The 19,527-nt window shown below is 69.2% G+C and carries 18 protein-coding genes and 2 pseudogenes; 7 read left to right on the top strand and 13 right to left on the bottom strand.

The annotated features are described in order from the left end of the window. Positions 1 to 46 precede the first annotated feature (46 nt). The 5 genes from ACJ9NR_RS19160 to ACJ9NR_RS19180 form a co-directional block, all read right to left on the bottom strand. On the bottom strand, positions 47 to 1,207 hold the full coding sequence (locus ACJ9NR_RS19160; RefSeq protein WP_412488785.1) for an FxsB family cyclophane-forming radical SAM/SPASM peptide maturase: 1,161 nt from the start codon (positions 1,205 to 1,207) through the stop codon (positions 47 to 49). 13 nt (positions 1,208 to 1,220) lie between these two features. Further along, positions 1,221 to 1,424, bottom strand: coding sequence for a HaaA family cyclophane-containing RiPP peptide (haaA, locus tag ACJ9NR_RS19165; protein WP_412488786.1), 204 nt, complete (start codon positions 1,422 to 1,424; stop codon positions 1,221 to 1,223). A 139-nt stretch (positions 1,425 to 1,563) separates the two neighbouring features. Next, positions 1,564 to 4,320: a cyclophane-containing RiPP biosynthesis TPR protein HaaT gene (gene haaT / locus ACJ9NR_RS19170; protein ID WP_412488787.1), complete on the bottom strand. Its 2,757-nt coding sequence runs from the start codon at positions 4,318 to 4,320 to the stop codon at positions 1,564 to 1,566. Between the two features lie 441 nt (positions 4,321 to 4,761). Further along, positions 4,762 to 5,112 (bottom strand): hypothetical protein, encoded by a 351-nt coding sequence (locus ACJ9NR_RS19175; protein ID WP_412488788.1) that lies wholly within the window; start codon positions 5,110 to 5,112, stop codon positions 4,762 to 4,764. A gap of 274 nt (positions 5,113 to 5,386) precedes the next feature. Then, on the bottom strand, positions 5,387 to 6,283 hold the full coding sequence (locus ACJ9NR_RS19180; protein WP_412488789.1) for a hypothetical protein: 897 nt from the start codon (positions 6,281 to 6,283) through the stop codon (positions 5,387 to 5,389). Positions 6,284 to 6,538: 255 nt separating this feature from the next. On the opposite strand from ACJ9NR_RS19180, the gene ACJ9NR_RS19185 reads away from it, so the two are divergent. Then, entirely contained in the window at positions 6,539 to 6,661 is a 123-nt protein-coding gene (locus ACJ9NR_RS19185) for a hypothetical protein (protein ID WP_261679182.1), read from the top strand. Positions 6,662 to 7,064: 403 nt separating this feature from the next. Here ACJ9NR_RS19185 and ACJ9NR_RS19190 read toward each other — a convergent pair. Further along, positions 7,065 to 7,996, bottom strand: a protein-coding gene (locus tag ACJ9NR_RS19190; RefSeq protein ID WP_412488790.1) for an IS5 family transposase whose coding sequence is annotated in 2 segments (ribosomal slippage) — positions 7,065 to 7,561 and positions 7,561 to 7,996 — 933 coding nt in all. Because the reading frame shifts where the segments join, the coding sequence is not laid out codon by codon here. Between the two features lie 181 nt (positions 7,997 to 8,177). Between ACJ9NR_RS19190 and ACJ9NR_RS19195 the strand changes: the two genes are divergently transcribed. Beyond that, complete coding sequence (locus tag ACJ9NR_RS19195) at positions 8,178 to 9,554, top strand: IS1380 family transposase (protein ID WP_412487485.1); 1,377 nt, start codon at positions 8,178 to 8,180, stop codon at positions 9,552 to 9,554. Positions 9,555 to 9,699: 145 nt separating this feature from the next. On the opposite strand, the gene ACJ9NR_RS19200 is transcribed toward ACJ9NR_RS19195, so the two are convergent. Beyond that, positions 9,700 to 9,981: a hypothetical protein gene (locus tag ACJ9NR_RS19200; RefSeq protein ID WP_412512701.1), complete on the bottom strand. Its 282-nt coding sequence runs from the start codon at positions 9,979 to 9,981 to the stop codon at positions 9,700 to 9,702. Positions 9,982 to 10,135: 154 nt separating this feature from the next. On the opposite strand from ACJ9NR_RS19200, the gene ACJ9NR_RS19205 reads away from it, so the two are divergent. Beyond that, positions 10,136 to 10,420 (top strand): hypothetical protein, encoded by a 285-nt coding sequence (locus ACJ9NR_RS19205; RefSeq protein ID WP_412512702.1) that lies wholly within the window; start codon positions 10,136 to 10,138, stop codon positions 10,418 to 10,420. 68 nt (positions 10,421 to 10,488) lie between these two features. Here the strand turns inward: ACJ9NR_RS19205 and ACJ9NR_RS19210 are convergent, their stop codons facing one another. From ACJ9NR_RS19210 to ACJ9NR_RS19235, 6 genes are all read right to left on the bottom strand, one after another. Continuing rightward, entirely contained in the window at positions 10,489 to 10,878 is a 390-nt protein-coding gene (locus ACJ9NR_RS19210) for a hypothetical protein (RefSeq protein WP_412512703.1), read from the bottom strand. A 66-nt stretch (positions 10,879 to 10,944) separates the two neighbouring features. Next, complete coding sequence (locus ACJ9NR_RS19215) at positions 10,945 to 12,621, bottom strand: mobilization protein (protein ID WP_412512704.1); 1,677 nt, start codon at positions 12,619 to 12,621, stop codon at positions 10,945 to 10,947. Between the two features lie 4 nt (positions 12,622 to 12,625). Continuing rightward, the gene (locus ACJ9NR_RS19220) at positions 12,626 to 13,027 is read right to left on the bottom strand and encodes a plasmid mobilization protein (RefSeq protein ID WP_412512705.1); all 402 of its coding nucleotides are present in this window, start codon (positions 13,025 to 13,027) and stop codon (positions 12,626 to 12,628) included. A gap of 322 nt (positions 13,028 to 13,349) precedes the next feature. Next, positions 13,350 to 14,306: a DUF2637 domain-containing protein gene (locus tag ACJ9NR_RS19225; RefSeq protein WP_412512706.1), complete on the bottom strand. Its 957-nt coding sequence runs from the start codon at positions 14,304 to 14,306 to the stop codon at positions 13,350 to 13,352. Continuing rightward, a complete protein-coding gene (locus ACJ9NR_RS19230) occupies positions 14,303 to 14,428 on the bottom strand; it encodes a hypothetical protein (protein WP_412512707.1) in 126 nt (41 codons plus the stop codon). The genes ACJ9NR_RS19225 and ACJ9NR_RS19230 overlap by 4 nt, the downstream gene beginning before the upstream one ends. A 258-nt stretch (positions 14,429 to 14,686) precedes the next feature. Beyond that, positions 14,687 to 16,210: a DnaB-like helicase N-terminal domain-containing protein gene (locus ACJ9NR_RS19235; protein ID WP_412512708.1), complete on the bottom strand. Its 1,524-nt coding sequence runs from the start codon at positions 16,208 to 16,210 to the stop codon at positions 14,687 to 14,689. A gap of 293 nt (positions 16,211 to 16,503) precedes the next feature. On the opposite strand from ACJ9NR_RS19235, the gene ACJ9NR_RS19240 reads away from it, so the two are divergent. From ACJ9NR_RS19240 to ACJ9NR_RS19255, 4 genes and pseudogenes are all read left to right on the top strand, one after another. Further along, a complete protein-coding gene (locus tag ACJ9NR_RS19240; RefSeq protein WP_412512709.1) occupies positions 16,504 to 17,019 on the top strand; it encodes a helix-turn-helix domain-containing protein in 516 nt (171 codons plus the stop codon). A gap of 126 nt (positions 17,020 to 17,145) precedes the next feature. Beyond that, positions 17,146 to 17,379, top strand: a pseudogene (locus ACJ9NR_RS19245) (helix-turn-helix domain-containing protein); the annotation flags it as partial. Between the two features lie 258 nt (positions 17,380 to 17,637). Beyond that, positions 17,638 to 17,937 carry a helix-turn-helix domain-containing protein gene (locus ACJ9NR_RS19250; RefSeq protein WP_412512710.1) on the top strand — a complete coding sequence of 100 codons (300 nt, stop codon included), beginning with the start codon at positions 17,638 to 17,640 and terminating at the stop codon, positions 17,935 to 17,937. A gap of 11 nt (positions 17,938 to 17,948) precedes the next feature. Then, positions 17,949 to 19,175 (top strand): annotated as a pseudogene (locus tag ACJ9NR_RS19255) (tyrosine-type recombinase/integrase); the annotation flags it as partial. Positions 19,176 to 19,527: the final 352 nt, after the last annotated feature.

Raw genomic sequence — 19,527 nt, forward strand, 5'->3', positions numbered from 1 at the left:
CGTTCGTTCCAACGCGTGATCCCCGATGGTGGTACGGCACACGCGTCTACGGCGATGAGGCAGCCTGCGCGTAGGGGTCCCAGCCGTGCTGCTGCAGGGAGCCCTGGACGTGTCGGATGAGGTACTCCAGGTCTGCGCAGTAGACAGACGGGTTCCGGTAGCCCTGGGCTTCGCTGAAGCGGTGTGGGAGGTAGCCACCGCCGCACACGTCCACAAGTGGGCAGGCGCGGCAGTGCTCGGCGAGCGCGTCCTTGCCGTGCTGCCGGTGCAGCAGCTTCGGATGCGACAGGGCTTCGTCGAAGGAGTGGCGGGGGACGTCGAGCCCGAGCCAGGTGGCACCCTCCTCGACCGACCGCAGGGTGTCCACGGCCTCGATGGAGCCGTCGGACTCGATCACGACGCTCGTCGGCGGGGCCAGGCCGAGCGTCTCCACCGAGCCGCGCACGCCAGAGCTGAGGGCCACGATGTCCTCCAGCATCCGGACGCTGTGCCGATACTCGGGCCGGTCGAGCCAGGCGTCGTACACCTTGCTCATCCACAGCCCGTACTCGGGCACGCTCGGATCGGAGCGGTGCGGCGGGTCGTCGTGGGTCGCGTGCGGCAGGCCGAAGTCGATGACCTGCGGTTCGAACGCCGCCAGGTAGTCGTGGACCTCCACGGGGTCGTTGGCCAGGTCCACGACGGCGAGCAGCCCCGCGAACAGGTGTGGCCGCGACCGCAGGAGTTCGATGCCGCGCACGGCGGAGGCGGCGCTCGACCGCCCGGCGTGCGTCAGCCGGTGCCGGTCATTCGCAGGTGGCGGCCCGTCGAGGCTGACGCCGACCGCGACCTCGTACCGCTCGAAGAGGTCCAGCCAGGCATCGGACAGAAGGGTCCCGTTGGTCTGGAGCTCGAAGAGAACCCGGGTCCCGGCCGGCACGCTGTCCCGGACGGCCTCCAGCAGACCGGCCATGTGCCCGATGCCGACGAGAAGCGGCTCTCCACCGTGCAGGACGACGTGGATGGTCCGAAGGCGGTGTGCGGAGGCGTGTTCACCGATCCGCCGGGCCGCAGCCTGGGCCACAGCGAGGTCCATTCGGGCGGGCAAGCGCCGCGCCGCCTGGTCCTTGGAGTTGAAGACGAAGCAGTAGTCGCAGTCGATGTTGCAGCGGTTGGCGACCTTGAGGATGAACGTCCGGAAAGGAACGGGGCCTTCGGGTTCTGTCATCGAGCGGATGTGCTTACAGCGGCCAGGGCCAGATGAGCGAGGCCGCGTGGGCACCGTCGCCGACCCGGGCCGTCGCGCCCTCCTCGGCCTCCAGCCGTTGCCGGACGCGGGCGGCCACGCGGTCTAGGACGGCGGTGCCGGCTGCCGTCGGCTCCGTGGACGCCGGGCCGGCGGCCGTGATGGTGCGTGGCTCGGTGACGGACGTGGGTGACGGCATTCAACGCTCCTCGTGAGGTACGTGCCGGAGGTGGCACGGTGCGACGGGGTTGAAGCGACAGATCAGCCGGAAACGTAGCATCCTCAACCACCCATCTGGCACGGGATATTCGGCCAAGTGGTCGGCGTCAGCCGGACCGCTACACCAGCAACCGTTCTATGTCGTCCACGGACGCGCTCACTCCCAACCGCCGGTACACGGTCACGGCGGCTCGCAGCGAGTCCACGCCGTGACCAGGCCCGTCAACCGTCCAGTCGCAGCGGCCGATGCCCTCCAGCGCCCGCGCCTCCTCCAGCGGGCAGCGGATGTCCCGCGCGAGCGTGAGCGCCTGACCAAAGTGCCGACGGGCGGCTGTCGGTTCATCGGAGGTGAGCAGCAGCACCCCCCAGTGGTTCAGCACCTCCGCCTCGCCGCACCTGTCACCCAGGCCCCTCAGGATCCCCAAACCGCGCTGGAACGCCTCGATCGCCCCGTCGCGCTCACCGACGATGCCGCGCGCCACGCCCAGCTCGCTCAGCGAGGCGGCCTCACCCCCGCGGCTGCCGAGCTCGCGGTAGGCGTCCAGGGCCTCCTCCAGAAGCCGGATCGCCTCTGCCGCATCCCCGGTCACACGCTCCGCGACGCCAAGGTGACGGACGCTGTTCGCGCGGCCGAACCGTTCACCGAGCTCAGTGAAGTGCGTCAGGGCCTGGCTGTGTGCCGTCCGCGCTCCCTCGATGTCACCGGTCAGCCGTCGGACGACGCCCAACTCGTTCAGCGCGTAAGCCTGATGCACACGGTCGTCCAGCTCCAGGTAGATGTCGAACGCTTCCTGGTGATGCCGCGCGGCCAGGTCGTACGCGCCCATGAGGCAGTGCACGACGCCCAGGTCCCGCAGGGAGTTCGCCTCTCCGTACCGGTCACCGAGTTCTCGGTAGATCGCCAGGGCCTCGCTCTGCGCCTCCACCGCAGCGTCGAACCGGCTCATCTGCCGGTGTGTCATGCCGAGATCCGCGAGCGCGTTCGCCTGCCCGAGCCGGTACCCCAGCTCTCGATAGAGGGCGAGAGCCTCGGTCTGGGCGCGGGCCGCGTCCTCGTTGTCCGCGGTCAGGTACCAGACGATGCCGAGCTGGTTCAGTGCCTCGGCCTTGCCGCGCCGGTCGTCGACCGCTTCATACGCCGTCACCGCGTCGTTGAGGGCCTCGATCGCCTGTGGGTAGGCGGCCATGAAACGGCGTACGACACCAAGCTCGGCGAGGGCATCACCCCGCGCCCGCTGGTCACCGGTATGGCGGGCGGCCTCGGCGGCGGTCCGATGGAGGGCGACGGCCTGGTCCCAGGGGCCGGCCTGGCGCAGGAAGGGCGCCATGGCCGCAGCGAGCCGGACCACGAGGTCGTACAGGGCGAGACCGTTCGCCCGCCGGACGCAGGCCAGGATGTTGGCCCGCTCGGTCTCCAGCCAGCTCAGGGCATCCGCCCGCGACTCCAGGACCGGGGTCTCCACCCGCGAGGTGTCGTCCGGCGCCGGTGGCACCGCAGCTCCGCTGCGCACGGTGTGCCCGTTCGCGACGGCGAGAGCGGCCAGGTAGTAGGTGCACACGCGCTGGACGGCCTGTACGTGGTCCATGCTGTCTCCCTCTGCGGCGAGACCGCGAGCGTAGTCGCGCAAGAGATCGTGCAGCTGGTAGCGACTCCCCGGTTGCTCGTCGATCAGGTGGTCGTCGTAGAGCGCCTCAAGGTGCCGACGGGCCACCACGACGGAGACCTCAGCAAGAGCCGCACCGACGTGCGGGTCGAGATCGGTGCCCGGAAAGGACCCGAGCCGCCGGAAGAAGCGCTGCCGCTCCGGCGCGAGATCCCGATAGGAGAGATCGAACGTCGCGGTGACGGCACGTTCCCCGGCACGCAGCTCTCCCAACCGGTCCCGCGCCGCCACCAGCCGCCCGCGCAGGTCCTCGGCGGTCCAGGACGGATGGTGCCGCAGCCGTGCCGCGAGAAGCGACACGCCCAGCGGCAGACACCCGCACAGCCGCACCAACGCGTCCACCACATCCCGGTCGAACGCATCGGCCGACCGCCCACTGAGCCGTACGAAGAGGTCGACAGCGTGATCCGGCGGCAGTGCGTCCACCGACATGACCACCTCCTCGTTCGCCACCAGCCGCTTGCGGCTGGTCACCAACACCAGGCACCCGCTCCCACCGGGGAGCAGCGGCTCCAGCTGCCGGTAACTGGCCGCGTTGTCGAGAATCAGCAGCGCCTTCTTGTCCGCGAGACTGCTCCGCCACATGGCGGCCCGGGCCTCAGTGACCGCTCCGACGTCGTCCCCGACGGGAATCTGCTGCGTCGGCACGCCGGCGGCCGCGAGAAGCGAGGCGAGCGCCTCGCCGGCCTGTACCGGAGTACGCCCCGGCGTGTGCCCGTTGAGATTCACGAAGAGCTGTCCGTCGGGGAACCGCTCCGAGAGCAGGTGGCCGGCGTGCACGGCGAAGGTGGTCTTCCCGACGCCGGGCATGCCGTCGATCACGTGAACGGGCAGCCCCTCGCCGCGCTCCTGTGAGGCCCGCACCGAGCCCACCAGCCGCTCCAGCTCTGCGGCACGGTCGGTGAACGCGGCGGTGTCGCGCGGCAACGAACGCAGCACCTGGGCGGCCCCCGGCGGCCCCGCTCCATCCTCCGGTCGCCCCGGCGGGGTGGGAGGCCGCGTCTCGGAGAGCCCGGCGAGCAGGGCCGTCAGCCCCGCCATCGTCACGCCCAGCACGACGAACGAGAACCAGGCGTGCTCCTGTAACCACCCCAGCCAGCCCGGCCACCGCGACTCATCGGACACGGCGTTCGTGACGAGCCCTACCAGCATGGTGGTCACAGCGCCGCCTCCGGCGACGACGGCGATCGCGATCCCGCGCCGGAGTCTCATACGGAGGCCCCAGCAGCAGCTGGGGGAGCGGCCGATTCCCCCCTGGTGCCGCTGACGAGACACCACGCACTGCCAACCGACCTGGTCACGAAGGCAACCCCCGAGTAGAACGCACCAACTTCCCTAACGGAACAGTCCTCGTAGACCTTGGTCAAGGGCGCGTCTGAGCCATGGGGCGCACCGCGAAAGCCGTCGGCGATCAAACACGGGAGCTGCGTGGGCACGGCTCGCTTCTTTGGGTAAGCCTGTCCTGTAGGTTCTCACTTTCGGCGTCATGTGCCGACGCTGCGACCTGGACGTTCCCCCTCAGTCTCACGACATGTCGGCAGGCGGCTGTCTCAGAGCGATGTCATTTCCTCGGGCTGTCCAGCCGCCTTCACCACTGTCCAGGGCGTCACGAACCTGTATCGGCAACCATCCGTTCCACCCACTCATGCACCTTCACTGCTCGCTCGATGCGGCTGAGGATGTCCTTCTTGGACGCCGTGTCCCAAGGTCTCCGGGATCTTGTTCGAAGGTGTCGGGAAGAACGTTGAGGAGACCCCAGATCTGTTCGCCGGTGCTGACGGTCAGCAGTTGTTGGCACCTCCACTGCAGCGGCGTCTCGGGCCGGTGCGTGAGCCACTGCACGAGTGTCGGGAACAGGTAGTGCGTCGCATCTGCGGCGAGGTGCTCTCGAAGCCAGTCGACCGGGAGCCGCTGGCTGAAGCCGTGCATGGCGGCCTCCTGGGCCAGGTCCAGGAGCTGAGCGGTGTCGACGGCTCGGACGGTGCGGGGAAGGGTCGGGGGCATGCCGAGATGATCCCAAGAAGCCTCCGCGGCGCCGAGAGGCCAGATTGGCCGGGACGCGATCTGTAGACGGGCAGAAGCCCAGACTTCCTCGAACTACTCGGAGGCGAGTTGTTCGGGGTCGTGGCCTTCCCATTCCGAAACGGGCAGCTCGGCAGTGATCCCGAACCTGCTGTCGTACTCACCGAGGCGGCCTGCGTCGCGGGCCCGCTGCCACTCGGCGAGGCAGACAGCTGTGATCGGGATCAGCTCAGGCCCTTCGAGTTCGACCGCCGAGTCACCCGCGGGTGTCCGTACCGGGCCAGGGCCGCACGGGAGGAACAGTAGGGCCGGGCTCGGACATCGCCGAGTCGCTGCCGTCGGTGTCGTCCGGGTACAGGCGGCGGTTGAGGAGGCGGCCGAGCGTGTGCACGGCGGTCTGGATCGCCAGGCGGTCGGCGGCCGTGAGCTGGGGGCCCAGCTGCGGGTGGTCGCTGCTCACGGCGGTCCATCCGGCGGGCTCGAAGGGATCGGGGTCGAACCTGACGCTGAAGGTCTCTCTGGAGACTGACAGGCCGAGGGTCAGCTCGACGCTGTGGATCACGGCCTGGCCCTCGCCCCCGACGGGGACGGCGGTCCGAAACGCCGTCAGATGCTCTTTGTGGGGGGTGTCCAGTTCCACCCAGTGCTTCTGCGCGGCCTCCTGGGCAGCAGCCAGTAGCGCGAGAAGGCTCTCGCCCGCGTCCACCTTCCGGTCGGGGTTGGTGGAGTCCTCCAGCAGGATGCCGATGCGGTCCAGGGCGATGCTCAGGTGCCAGGCGGCCCAAGTCGCCCAGTCGGGCCGGCAGGTGAGCATCGCGGGCCGGACTAGGGACCATGCGTGCTGGGCGAGTTCCCGCACGGGCTCGGCGGTGAGCGGTGCGTAGGGCGGAAGGATGCCGACGCCTTCGGCTGTCTTGTCGGTGGGTTCGACGCCGCGGGCGCGCAGGTCGTCGTAGACGGTGTCGCGGGAGACGTCGGCGGCGCGGGCGAGTTCGGCGACGATGCGGGTGCCCGCCCACCAGGCCGCGGCCATCAAGTCGGCGCGGTTGTCGGCGAGGCGGTCGCGGCGGGTGGCCCAGCCGCGCAGAGCGGCCAGCGCCGCGCCGCGCACGTCTGTCGGTTCGGTGTCGAGTGGGTCGACAGTGGAGTCCATGCCCCTCACGGTATGTCGAGCGATTCGACATGTCGACTGGTTCGACACTTTCGGGGCCTTTCCGGGAAGCAGAGTTGACGATTCGTGACCTGTCTCACGGGAGTTGGGCCGTGTCTCAGCGAAGGTGGACAGCAGGCGCGCGATCAACTCGAAAGTGGAAGGGCCAGAGTGCCCTCGTCTGGGAAAGCGCCGTCCGTGCGGTACGTGTCGCGCTATTGTCCCCACCTTGCGGCACTGACATGTTGGGAGATGACGATGGACCGGACAGAGCTAAAGGCCAAGATCGACGAGCTGATGCGCCAGTACGACGAGGAGGAGATTGACGGCGCAACCTACGCCCAGGCGATGATGGAGTTGACCACCTCCGCCCAGGAGTGATGACCGGTCCGCGGTTGATCCCCTCGCCATAGGTGAGCAGCCGACCCATCTCACCGAAGGTGTACAGATGTGCGGTAGCGCTGGTCACGCCTGATCTATCGAGTACTTGGCCAGAGCCTCGGCGTCAGCGCGAGGCTACGGTCGTCTCACCAGCAGGCGCCTCTCCGGTGTCGGCGCACCATCGACGGTGAGTTCCGACTCCGGCTCCACTTTCGAGCTGGTCGCGCGCCTGCTGTCCACCTTCGGTGAGACGGACCAGCATCTGTCCATCTTCAGTGAGACACGGCCCGACTCCGGTGAGACAGGTCAATTCGCGGCCGGTCGAGATCAGTTAAGAAGACCTGCGTCCAGAGCAAATGGTGGATCGCAGCACGGACTTGAGGTTTAGGCAGTGTTTCTCGGATCATGTGCGGAGCCAGACGATGAGTGCTGCGATGGTGACTGTGCCGAGGTAGGTGTAGGCCCGCTTCTCGTAGCGTGTGGCGACCGCGCGGAAGCCTTTGAGACGGTTGATGGCACGTTCAACGGTGTTGCGCTTCTTGTAGCGTTCGGGGTCGAACCCAGTGGGCCGACCGCCTCGGGAACCGCGATTGCGTCGGTGTCTGCGTTGGTCGAGTCGTTCGGGGATGGTGTGCGATATGCCGCGCCGTCGCAGGTAGCGGCGGTTTTCGCGGGACGTGTAGGCCTTGTCGGCCAGGACATGGTCGGGTCGGCTGCGAGGCCGGCCGACACCGGCGCGGGGCACGGACACCCGCTCCAGGACGGGCCGCAGTTGGGGGCCGTCTCCGTAGTGTCCAGGTGTCAGGACAACGGCGAGCGGTCGGCATCGTCCGTCCGCTGCGAGGTGGATCTTGGTGGTGAAGCCCCCGCGGGAGCGTCCCAGACACTCGCCGATCGGACCACCTCCTCCAGCCGGACGGCCAGTTTCCGAAGCACCGGATCGCCCTGGTTCGTCCGCGGGCGAACCCCCTTTTGAGGAGCCGCGGCGGGCGCTGCCTTTCGTGCGCCGGCCGCGTGCTGGTGAGCGCGCACCGCTGTGGAGTCGACGGACACATCCCAGTCGATCCGGCCCTCGGCGTCCTCGGCGGCCTGCACCTTCGACAGCAGCATCTGCCAGGTCCCATCCGCCGACCAGCGGCGATGGCGTTTGTAGACCGTCTCCCACGGCCCGAACCGCTCAGGCAGATCCCGCCACTGGACGCCCGTACGGACCCGGTACAGCACCCCGTTGATCACCCGTCGGTGATCGCTCCACCGGCCCCCACGTGCACCACCGCGAGGTAAGAACGACTCCAGCCGATCCCACTCCGCATTCGTCAGGTCTCCGCGTCCCATGTGGCAAGCCTGCCCCCAACACCCCACCCCGCGACGGAGATCCGAGAAACAGTGCCTAGCCTCGCGCTTTCACGAAGTGGGCTGTCCAGCTGGTGATCAAGACAGCAGAAAGTGCCTCTGACCAGCGAGAATGAGGATTGTCTAGGCCCTTGTTCCCGCCCCTGTCGGAGGCACTTTCCAGGTGAAGAAGCGTATCGGGTCGTACCCGCGTGTCCGCGCTGAGGGCGGCGGTCGCGGGGTGGTCTCGCAGGCCGGAGCCGTACTGCTGGTGGAGACGGTCCGCAAGTCCGGTCTGGATCAGGCGATATCGACGGCACTGGCGCCGTGGCGGAAGTCCCGCGCGGTGCACGATCCCGGCAAGACGGTGCTGGATCTCGCGCTCGCGGTCGCGGTCGGCGGCGACTGCCTCGCCGATGTCGCCATGTTGCGGGCCGAGCCCGGCGTGTTCGGGCCGGTGGCCTCAGATCCGACGGTCTCCCGGCTCATCGACACCCTCGCCGCCAGCGGGAACCGCGCTCTGACCGCGATCCGCCAGGCCCGCGCTCACGTCCGCGAACACGTCTGGCAACTGGCCGGCGACGCGGCGCCGGACGCCGACGGGCAGGTGACCGTGGACCTGGACGGAGTCCTGGTGATCTCCCACTCCGACAAGCAGGACGCGGCCGCCACCTGGAAGAAGACCTTCGGGCACCACCCGCTGATGGGGTTCGTCGACCACGGCACAGGTGGGTCCGGAGAGCCGGTGGCTGCTGTGCTGCGGCCCGGAAACGCAGGCAGCAACACCGCCGCCGACCACATCGCCACCACCCAACTGGCTCTGGCCCAGCTGCCGAAGACCTACCGGCGAGGCCGACGGACTCTGATTCGCGCCGATTCCGGAGGCGGCACCCACGAGTTCGTCGCCTGGCTCGCCCAGCGCGGCAGGTGGCTGTCGTACTCGGTCGGCATGACCATCACCGACGCCATCCACCAGGCCGTCCTGAAGGTTCCTCCCTCCGCCTGGACGCCGGCCGTCGAGACCGGCGGCGACATCCGTGACGGCGCCTGGGTCGCCGAGATCGCCGGTGACGTGCTGAACGGCTGGCCGAAGGGGATGCGGTTGATCGTCCGCAAGGAACGGCCGCACCCCGGCGCCCAGTTGCGGATCACCGACGCCGACGGCCTGCGGCTCACCTGCTTCGCCACCAACACGGCGGACGCCCCGATCGCCGCACTCGAACTGCGGCACCGCCAGCGGGCACGCGCCGAGGACCGCATCCGGGCAGCCCGCGCCACCGGCCTGCGTAACCTGCCCCTGCACGACACCGCGCAGAACCAGATCTGGCTGGAGATCGTCCAGATCGCCCTCGATCTCCTCGCATGGATGCCCATGCTCGCTCTGACTGGCGAAATCCGCAGGTGGGAGCCCCGGCGTCTCCGGATCCGTCTCTTCTCCGCCGCCGCCCAGATCGTCACCACCGCCCGCCGCCGGTACCTGAGGTTCACACGCCATTGGCCTTGGACCGACGTGATCACCGACGCCCTGGCACGACTTGACGCTCTCCCGAACCCTGGCTGACCAGCACGTTCCCGTCCCTGCGAGCAGCAGCACCCCGACCGGAGCCGTGGAACCCGGCGCCCACCCGACGCGACAGTCGGGCCATCAGCCTGACCACCACCAGCTCGAACAACCGAAACGGCCCGCCGAAGAAACCGACGGACCGTCACGAAAGATCGAGGCTAGAACGATCCGGCAGACACTCCATGGCCTGCCCTAGAACAAGCCCATCGACATCCGCATCACGCAGCTCTTCCAGAATCTCTGGGCTGAACAGCCAATCCCTGCGGTAACCCGCGAGGAACCGGATGTTCTCCAGCTCTGCGGCCGGAGGCTCGCTCCAGACCTCGTACTTCCATCCCCGTGATTCCACTGCCCTCCGGGTCCAGCCGAAGGTGAACGCCACCTCAGGCTTGGACAACCGATGCAACGGCTTGACGTTGACCACCACCGGCACCTACCCGGTGAAAAGGAGATAGTCCGGAATGTGTCGACGCACCCTCGCCTCCAGCACCGTCTGTAGCAGAAAGGGCTGGGCCACGATGGCGCGTACGGACGGATCAAAATCGGCGAAGAGCAAACGCGACAGCATCTCCCGGAGCGTGGACCGGATCTTCGAGGCGATAACCTCCTGCCCCACCTACCAGGTCCTCGCCGGTAGTACGCCCGTCACTGTCACGACTCAGAAGGTGTTCGTCGCACGGGTGGGCGACGAGCATTGGAGCCAGCTGCTGACCTTCACCGCTGGCGGGCGCAGCAGCATCGTCAAGCAGACGGCCGTCCGCACCGGGACGGTGGTCGTCGTGGTCTCCGGTAGCCCCGCCCTGGTTGATGCCCACATGCGCAAGGCGGTCGCCAAGGCCACAGTGATCAGGTCTACGGGGTGAATCGGCAACCGATTCAGTCCTGCCGCACCGGCGGCCCACTGGGTGGGCCGCCGTCGGTGTGCATCCGGTCAGTTGTCTTCGTGCTCGGCGCGGTATACGAGGCCGGTTCGTGCGGCGACGATCTTGACCAGGCGCTCGTATTCCGCGTAGTCCTCGTCGGTCATGGTGGCGTAGATGTTGCTGCATGAGCCGTCCGGGAGTTGGTCGACGTACTTCATGAACAGCTCGACGAGGGCCTTCTGCATCGCGTGGGTTTCCCACGCCCACTCGTTCTCAAGCCATCGCTGCGCGTTCGCGGCGGTTATCTCTGCCGGGGTGGCGGTGCAAATCAGGTCGTGTTCGGCGGTGGTGAATGGGGTCCCGTTGCGGCGATACAGGAGCGATGGGTCATCGGGGCGGGTGCTGTCCACTTCGGTGAGGAGGACGACGAGGTTGGGGCGAACGGAGAGCTGGGGCATGGGGGGGTTCCTTGTGTGGTGTTGTGTGATCGGTGTCGGTGATGTGGCGGCCGGGCGTAGGGGGGATCAGCGCCGCCGGGTCGGGGGTTCCTGCGGGCGCGGAGCGGTGGCGGGCATGGCGCTGTGGTGCGCGTTGGCTGCCTGGGCTCGCGGGCCGGGTGCACGTCGCTCGCCGAGGCGGCGGATGCGCCAGGTCAGTGCTCGTGCGGGGCTGTGGGCGTCGTCGAGCGTGCGCTGGCGGAGGGCCTGGTCGAGGATCGCGGTCGCGTTGTGTCCGGCTGCTTCCGCGTCGGCGAGCACGGTGGCAAGGGCCTCCCAGGCGGAGTCGGCCAGGATGCGCTCGGCATGCTCGGGGACCGTCTGTTGGAGCTGGTGGGCGTAGCGGCGCTGGGTCTGCGGGCTGGGTGCCCGGCTGGCGAGGCCGGCCAGAACCGGTCCGGTGATCTGCACGTACGCGGCCTGCAGGTGGATGAGGGTCTGTTCGGCTGCCGCCTGCTGCTGGGCGTGCTGGCGGGTGCGGTGCCAGTGCATCGCGTAGGCGACCGCGGTGAGCGCGACGTCCAGCAGCATCGCCAGCCCGGCCCCGTCCCCATGCCGCGCGGGGTCCTTCAAGATCGCCTGGACGCTGCGACGCAGGACGCGGGCGCTGGCATGGTCGGCGGCGATGCGGGAGCGGGTGGCGCGCTCGAAGGCGGCGGCGGCTCGTTCGAGTTCGGCCCGCGCTGCGGCCGGGGCGGTGAGCGGGAGCAGGTCGAGTGCTCCGCCGAGCGCGGCCAGCTGGCCCTGGGCCACTGCGTCGTCGCTGCGGGCCAGGTGGTGGGGGATGCGTTCGGTGGCGGCGGTGGCCTGGTGACAGGGGTTGCCCGGCCGGACGGCCACGGGCTCGGGGCTGGTGGTGACGAGGCGTTGGCGGATCTTGGGCAGGGAGAGGTCGCCGGCGAGGGTTGAGCCCGCGTAGAACACGGGCTCGCCCTTGTCGTTGGTGTCGCCGGGCAGGGCGAAGTTGCAGCCGAGCGCGTCGCCGGACGGCCCGAGCTTGAGGCGCACGGTCACGCCGGTCGCCTCCAGCAGGGCGAAGAACTCGGCCTCGGTGGAGGCGGCTGCCATCGCGCGGCGGACGCGCAGGCGCAGTATCTCGCGGGAGGTGGCGTCCTGGCCCAGGCGCTTGGCCTTGAAGTGCTCCTTGCTGGTGGGGCGCTTGGCCGCGGTGCCGTCGCCCGGCTTCAACCGCCGCAGCCCGTAGTCGATTTCGATCTGGCGGGCTTCCCTCTGCACGGCGCGGATGTCGTAGTCCCGCCGGGGGCGGCGGCCGTCCTGGCGGACGAGGGTGGCGGCGATGTGGATGTGGTCGTCGGCGTGGCGTACGGCCACCCAGCGGCAGGCTTCCTCGTCGCCTTCGGGGGCGATGCCGGCGGCGGCCACGATGCGGCGGGCGATGTCCGCCCACTGGGTGTCGGTGAGGATCGGGTCTTCGGGTGCGGCACGTACGGGGCAGTGCCACAAGGTGTACTTGGGTGCCTTGTCGCCCAGCATCTTCACGGGCTGGTCGAGCTGTGCGGCGAGCTGGGCCTCCACCTCCCTCGGGTCGCGGTGAGGGCTGCGGCCGGGGTCGGGGGCGAAGTCGTTCCAGGAGGCCACCAGGTGAGGGTCGATGTGCTCGTTGGCCCGGCCCTTGCCGAAGAGGTAGCCGATCGTGCGGCGCGTGGCCTGTGGACCCTTGCCGAGGATGATCTTTGGGATCAATGGCTCACCGCCCGTCTGTGATCTGGGCGACGGCGGTGTCCAGATCGGCGATGGCTGCCTCGACGCGCTCCAGGAGCCGTTGGACTGTGTCGGGGTGGGGCCAGGCGCCGTCCATGTTGAGGTGCCGGGTGAGCTGGTTGAGGTTGCTGCCGACCTTGCCGAGCTGCCCGTTGGCGGCCATCAGCGACTTCACGAGAGCGCGGTAGTCGGCGACGGCTGCGGTGGGATCGTCGGCGCGGGCGGCGGCGAGCGCGCATTCGGCTACGTAACCTCCGGGGTTCATGCGGCTGAGGGCGGCGGCTTTCTGGACGAGGTCGATCTCGTCGTCGTTGTAACGGGGATGGACACGGTGCTCGCGCAGCTGCTTGTCACGCAGACGGCGACGCGGCGCGGACTGCTGCGGCACGTTCGACGACGGCTCACTGTCCCCCGTCCCGGTCGGCTCCCCCGGGCCGGCCGACTCCGGCGCCCCTGCGCCGGATGCCTCCGCCTCCCCCGGGGCGGGGGCCAGGTAAGGACTCCTTACCGGACAACTTGCTGCGCTGTTCAGGCCGGTGGCCATCTCCTTCTGGGAAGTGGGGGGTTCGTCGTGCATGTCGTGCATGGATCGGGTCTCCGTGGGGTGTTGGTGCTGGGTGCTTCGCTGTGCGCGGCCCCCGCGTCCCGCGCTTGGCTGCGCGGGCGCGGGGTGCGCCGGAAGGGTGGGGCGATCGGTGCGCTTGCGGGGGTCAGGCGGTAGCGACGGGGGCTGTGTCGAGGTCCCTTTGCCGCTGGGCGGCGGCTTCGTCGAGTCCGTCGAGAGGCTCGGCCTCGAAGCCGTTGTCCGCGGTGGGCTCGGCCTGGCTGGTGCGCTCGGCCTGCAGCTGGTCGCGCAGGGCGCGGGCGCGTTTCTGGCCGATCCGTAGTTCGCTGCGCAGGCGCTCGGCGGTCAGCCGGTCGTCGGTCCAGTCGGCGGTCAGGATTCGGGCCTCGTCGAGGATTTCGTCGTCGGTGCGGGTGCGGTTGGCGGTCGACTTGACGGTGGCGGGGACCCGACCGGTCGAGCGACGCGGGGCGGCTCCGTTCGACTTCGCTGCGGGGGCCGACTCGTCGGCCTGGGTCGGCCTCGTCACGGGGACCTCGGCGACCTTCACGGGGGTCGACTCGGTCGGCTGCTCGGTGGCCGGTTCGGCCTGGTCAGACGTCGACCGTGCGGCCTGCTCGTCGGCTACCGGATTAACCGACTTGGCAGAGGCTGCTTCGGCGGAGTCGGCCGACTCGGGGGTGTGGTGCAGCACCTTCGCCACGAGGTCCGACCCGAAGTAGATCGACCCGACTGGGAGCGAGGTCGCCAGCAGCACAAGGGCCCAGTTCGCAGGGTCCCAGTCGGCTAGTCGGCCCCAGTGGACCGACGTGGTGTGCAGGGCCGGTATGAGGCCGTGCACGTAGTTCAGCAGGAGGCTGGCGATCGTGTAGGTCGCCAGGACCCGCAGCGCGAACTTCCGGTCGGTACCCGTCAGCACGAGCGTGGCGACCAGCGCGAGGGCCATCAGCCCGTCGACAACGATTGGGTAGAGCAGGGCGGCGGTGGAGTCGGCGCCGATGGCGCGGGCCACGTCGGACAGTGCGTTCCACGAGACCCGGAAGGCCATGAGGACGACGGCCACCAGGCCGATAACGAGGGTGATGCGTCCGTTGCGGTTCACGCGACGACCCCCAGCGGATGCGAGAGCTTGGTGGCCGGGGCGAGCAGGGGCAGGGCGATGCCGGCGCGGATGCTGCGGCTGCCGCGTATGGCTGTCGGGGCGCTCGAAGCAGGGGAGTGCAAGGGCGGCTCCAGGGTGGGGACGTGAGGCTTGTGAAGGGGAGTGAGGAGCGTTCACGGAGGGGGCGTTCACGCGGGCCCCCTTCTAAAGGGGGCCCCGCGCGTGATCGCTTGGGCGCGTGTACGCCGTGCACGCTCGCGTGATCGCTCTACCTGCGGTTTTGCGGTGAACGTGGACGCCGTGAGCGACTTTCGGGGGCGTGTGCGCGTGAGGGCCGCGTGTACGGTCGCGTGATCGCTTCCCGCCGGTACCGGTGCAGGTCAGCCGACGGCGGTGAGGTGGCGGGCGGAGGCGTAGTAGCGGGTCTGCTGTCCGCCTCCGGCTCCTCCGGCGACGCCGTCGGCCCTGGTGGCCAGGCCGCTGTCGACGAGGCGAGCCAGGTGGCGCCGTGCCTTCTCTACGTCGGCGCGTTCGGGGTCGCCGCCGCCGATCAGGACGATCGCCAGGTCGCGGGCGGTCAGCCCGTTGGGGGAGTTGCGCAGCAGGACGGCGGGGTCCTTGCTGGGGTCGACCGTGGTGGTGCCGCGCACGTGGTCGTGAGTGACGTCGAGCGGGCCGATCTCCCCGGTGGGGGTCTTGAGGTGGTGCAGTGTGACTGCGGGGTCGCCTGCCCGGCCGGTGATGAAGAGGACGCTGCCCGCACCGGCGGTGATCCAGGTGGAGCCGTAGACCTGGTCCAGGGCGGGGCGCTGGCCGCGCGGGGCGTCGGCGGTGGCCTTGCGCTGGTGGTGCAGCTCCAGGATCTCCACGCCGCCTCGCAGGGCGCGCATGCGGGCGTTGTGGAAGGCGACCGCGAGGCTGTCGTCGACCATCGTGCTGACCGCGTCCTTGAGGCTGTCGATCACGATAGTGTCGGCGCGATGGGCGGCGGCGAGGTCGGCGAGGAGGTCGGGCTCCTTGTCGAGGGTGGCGGGCAGCGGGCCCTCCCAGACCACGAGCCGCTCGCGCAGGATCTTCTCGTCGGTGGGGAAGACGCGGCGGTCCATGGCCCTGGCGATCTGCCTGGGCCGGTCCATGGCCAGGTAGAGCACCCGCCTGCTGGGGGCGACCGGCATCTCCAGGACGGTCTCCTGCAGCCCGAGGCGGGCGAAGACCACCTGGTGGGCCAGGGTGGTCTTGCCGACCCCGGGTGCGCCGACGATCATCAGGCTCTCGCCAGGAGCCCAGACGGTCTTCTCACGGGTGCCCCACAAAGGTTCGGCGTCCGCGCCGGTCTCCTTGACGAAGGACCACCCGTCGGTGGCGAAGCGGTTCAGCCGTCCCTGGCCTGAGGCGAGGGCACGCTCGCGCTCGGCCCGCATCTCCGCTTCGACCTCGCTGCGTATCGCCTCGGGGTCGGCGCCCGGCTCCTGGGCGCGCTGGACGGTACGTATCGCGGAGGCGAGTAGGCGGCGCAGGTTGGCCTTCTCGCGGATGATCTCCGCGTGGTACTCCGCGCTGCCCGTGCCGTAGTGCACGTCGGCGAGCTGGTGCAGGTACGGACGGCCACCGACGCGCTCCAGGTCCCCCTGCTGCTGGAGCAGCTCGGTCAGGACGATCGGGTCGGTCGGCTTGTCCTCACGGTGCTGGGCAAGCAGCGCCCGCCAGATGGTCTCGTGCGCCGGCCGGTAGAACGCGCCCTCGCCCAGAACCGGCCGGACCGCGTCGATGATGTCACCGTTGTGCATGCAGGCGCCGAGGACCGCGCGCTCGGCGTCCACGTTGTACGGAGGCTCCGCCGCGTCCAGCGCCGGCGCGGGGCCTTCCCCGAAGCGGGATGGCGTATTCGGTTGGGGATCGGCCATACTGGGCATCAGCTCCTCTGCTCGCGGGCCATATGGGACGGCAATCCCGGACTCCGCGGGTCGATCGCTAGGGATGGCGGTTGAGAGGTTTGCGCTTGAGCCCCCGGCATCGCCGGGGGCTTCATTCATGTGACGTGCGGTCGCACGGACTCCTCGGGTTGGCGTGGTGGGGACCACCAGTATGCCACATGAATTGCATATCGCAGAAGTATTCTGCATAGCGCAGAAAGCATGCTACTGTTATGGGGTCACTGCGATCGGCAGGAGACTGCTACGAACGGAAGGAGGTGGGCATGGCCGACGAGGACCCGCCGAAGGGTGTGCTGCTCAGCGGCGAGGGCAACGTCGCGGTGCGCATCAAGCTGGAGCGCGAGGCGCGTGGCTGGAGCACGAACGCCCTGTCCGACCGCCTGAACGAGGCCGGCTTCGAGATGAACCCGTCCGCGGTTTGGCGCATCGAGAACGGCAAACGCCGCATCAACCTCGACGAGGCCATCGGCTTCGCCGAGGTCTTCGGCATCGAGCTTCGCAACCTGGTAGGACCCCCGCAGCTCGCCGCCCAGGCCCGCGCCATGGAACTCATCGACGCCGTCGTGGACTCGTTCCGCGAGACCCAGCGGGCCAATGCGGCCTACACCAAGGCGCGCGATGCCCTCGACGCGTATCTCGCCGAGCACCCGGATATCCGTGAGGAGGCAGACGTGATGGTTTCCAACGCCATGGCCGAGGCGTCCACCAAGCATCTGTTGGAGACGTACGGACAGCAGCCCGGCGAGCATCGCGATGCCGATGTCGCAGACGAGGTGTAGCCGCCGGCTCTTACTCCCGTCCTGGACCCGCAAACCCCCAGTTCGGGCATCTCACCCTCATCCCTAGCGATCAACCGGCAGGCCGGTGTTGCCGCACCACACGTCTGCCAGAAGAGGACTCACCCCTTGCCCCAACCCGCGATACCCCCTGCCTCCGCAGCGACTCCGCACGCCAGGTCCGCCTTCCCGCGCCTCGACCTCCCCGAGGAAGTCGCCGCCGTCCTCGGCTGCTCCGCCTGGTGGGTGAAGGATTGCGCCCGCCGACGGCTCATCCCGTTCACCCGCGTCGGCCGCGCCTACCGCTTCTCGGATGATCACCTCGCCGAGATCATCCGCATGCACGAAGAGCGCCCGGCCCGGAATCCGTAGCGCCCCAGCGGCATGGCTGCGTCCGCGGCTGACTGATCCGCTGGCTCGGCTACTACTTCCCGGCGGCCAAAGACCCCAACACGGCTGACGAATAGCCGCCTGCCGCTGGCGCCTCGGTGCTGCGAACACCCAGCGCCCTCACATGCGGCACATCCTCACGCGCCTCTGCGCAACCGCCCAACCACCCACCACCACGACCGGTCCGCTCGGAGTTGGCGCTCCGTAACGCGACCGGGGTGAGGAGCCCTCTTGCCTCAGTTCCCCCTGCCCGTCACCCAGATCGCCCAGCTGCTCGGCGTCCCCGAGGACGCCCTGCGCGCCCTGATGGCCGAGAGAGGTGACGAACCCGGCGACCCCACCCTCGTCGGGCTCCCCGTCGAGGAAGCCGCCCGCCGCCTCGGCATCGGCCGGACGAAGATGTACGAGTACGTCTCCTCCGGAGAGATACGCTCCGCCAAGATCGGCAGCCTACGCCGCATACCCGCCGAGGCACTCGGCGAATTCCTAGCCCGCCGCTACCGGGCCACGGACTTCGACACCGCGGCCTGAGGCGGGCGCGCATGGCAAAGCCCAAGAAGCCCAGCACATCCCGCCAGCCCAACGGCGCCTCCTCGATCTTCCTCGGGAAGGACGGCCGCTGGCACGGCTATGTCACCGTCGGCGTCAAGGACGACGGCACTCCGGACCGCCGCCATGTCAGTCGCAAGACTCGTCCCGAGGTCACCAAACTCGTGCGCGAGTTGGAGAAGCAGCGCGACTCCACTGGCGTCCGCAAGGCCGGTCAGACCTGGACGGTTGCGACCTGGCTGACCCACTGGGTCGAGAACATCGCCGCGCCCAGCGTCAGCGAGAACACCATCGATGGATACCGTGTGGCGGTCTACCACCACCTCATCCCCGGTCTGGGCGCCCACCGCCTGGAGAAGCTGGAGCCGGAGCACCTGGAGCGCTTCTACCGGAAGATGCAGGCGAACGGTAGTGCCGCCGGCACCGCCCACCAGGCGCACCGCACGGTCCGCACCGCGCTCAACGAAGCCGTGCGCCGGCGCCACCTCACCATCAACCCGGCCTCCATCGCCAAGGCCCCCAAGGTCGAAGAGGAGGAGGTCGAGCCGTACACGGTCGAGGAGGTCCAGCGCCTCCTTCTCGAGGCGGGCAAGCACCGCAACACCGCCCGCTGGGTCATCGCTCTCGCGCTCGGCCTGCGCCAGGGCGAGGTTCTTGGCCTGAAGTGGGAGGACGTCGACTTCGAGAACGGTGTGATCCTCGTACGCCGAGGGCGCCTGCGGCCCCGCTACAAGCACGGCTGCGGCGACAAGTGCGGACGGAGCAAGCCCGGCTACTGCCCGCAGAAGATCAATATCCGGCGTGAAACGAAGGACACCAAGACCCGTGCCGGCAAGCGTCCGATCGGCATGCCCGAGGAGCTGCTGAAGCTGCTGCGTCGGCACAAGGAGGAACAGGACCGCGAGCGGATGCTCGCCCGTGACCTGTGGGAGGGGAAGGGGTACGTGTTCACCTCGCCGATCGGCGAGCCGCTCAACCCCAACACGGACTTCCACAGGTGGAAGGACCTGTTGAAGGCGGCGAACGTCCGCGACGGGCGCCTCCACGACGCCCGTCACACCGCCGCCACGGTGCTTCTCATCCTCGGCGTCCCCGAAGCGGTCGTCGACAGGATCATGGGCTGGGAGCCCGGCAAGTCCGCCCGGATGCGACGCCGCTACCAGCACCTCACCGGCCAGGTGCTCCAGCAGACGGCAGCGAAGGTCGGCGCCCTGATCTGGGGCTCAACACCGCACCAGTTCCCGTCGACACCTGGAGGTCCCGTGCCGGGTTTGAGTCAGGGCCCCGTACCAGCAGGGCCGGATGTGTACGTGGCCTGTCTCGGCGAGCGGTATGTTCCGTTCCTGCACAACGAGCATGCCCAGGCCGTGGTCTCCCAGTGGGGCGCCGATCACCCTGGCAAGCCTGCGCATGTGGAGAAGTGGGACCGGCCGCAGTGGGAGCACGAGGGCCCTGGCGGCGTGCAAGCTATCCGCGACCGCATGCCGGACCGCCGGGTTGTCCACCATGCCTACGCCATGTTCCTGCCCGGCGGCGAACGGCTCAACACCGGCCGCGACGAGCAATGGTCCA

Source organism: Streptomyces sediminimaris, from assembly GCF_047049295.1.
In the GTDB taxonomy this organism is placed as follows: Bacteria; Actinomycetota; Actinomycetes; order Streptomycetales; family Streptomycetaceae; genus Streptomyces; species Streptomyces sediminimaris.

What these genes read in the sequence shown, in the direction of transcription:
- ACJ9NR_RS19240 (WP_412512709.1), top strand. Translation starts at nt 16,504, where the DNA reads ATGGCCGACGAGGACCCGCCGAAGGGTGTGCTGCTCAGCGGCGAGGGC.
- ACJ9NR_RS19210 (WP_412512703.1), bottom strand. Translation starts at nt 10,878, where the DNA reads ATGCCCCAGCTCTCCGTTCGCCCCAACCTCGTCGTCCTCCTCACCGAA.
- ACJ9NR_RS19235 (WP_412512708.1), bottom strand. Translation starts at nt 16,210, where the DNA reads ATGGCCGATCCCCAACCGAATACGCCATCCCGCTTCGGGGAAGGCCCC.
- ACJ9NR_RS19180 (WP_412488789.1), bottom strand. Translation starts at nt 6,283, where the DNA reads ATGGACTCCACTGTCGACCCACTCGACACCGAACCGACAGACGTGCGC.
- ACJ9NR_RS19175 (WP_412488788.1), bottom strand. Translation starts at nt 5,112, where the DNA reads ATGCCCCCGACCCTTCCCCGCACCGTCCGAGCCGTCGACACCGCTCAG.
- ACJ9NR_RS19160 (WP_412488785.1), bottom strand. Translation starts at nt 1,207, where the DNA reads ATGACAGAACCCGAAGGCCCCGTTCCTTTCCGGACGTTCATCCTCAAG.
- haaT (WP_412488787.1), bottom strand. Translation starts at nt 4,320, where the DNA reads ATGAGACTCCGGCGCGGGATCGCGATCGCCGTCGTCGCCGGAGGCGGC.
- haaA (WP_412488786.1), bottom strand. Translation starts at nt 1,424, where the DNA reads ATGCCGTCACCCACGTCCGTCACCGAGCCACGCACCATCACGGCCGCC.
- ACJ9NR_RS19185 (WP_261679182.1), top strand. Translation starts at nt 6,539, where the DNA reads ATGGACCGGACAGAGCTAAAGGCCAAGATCGACGAGCTGATGCGCCAG.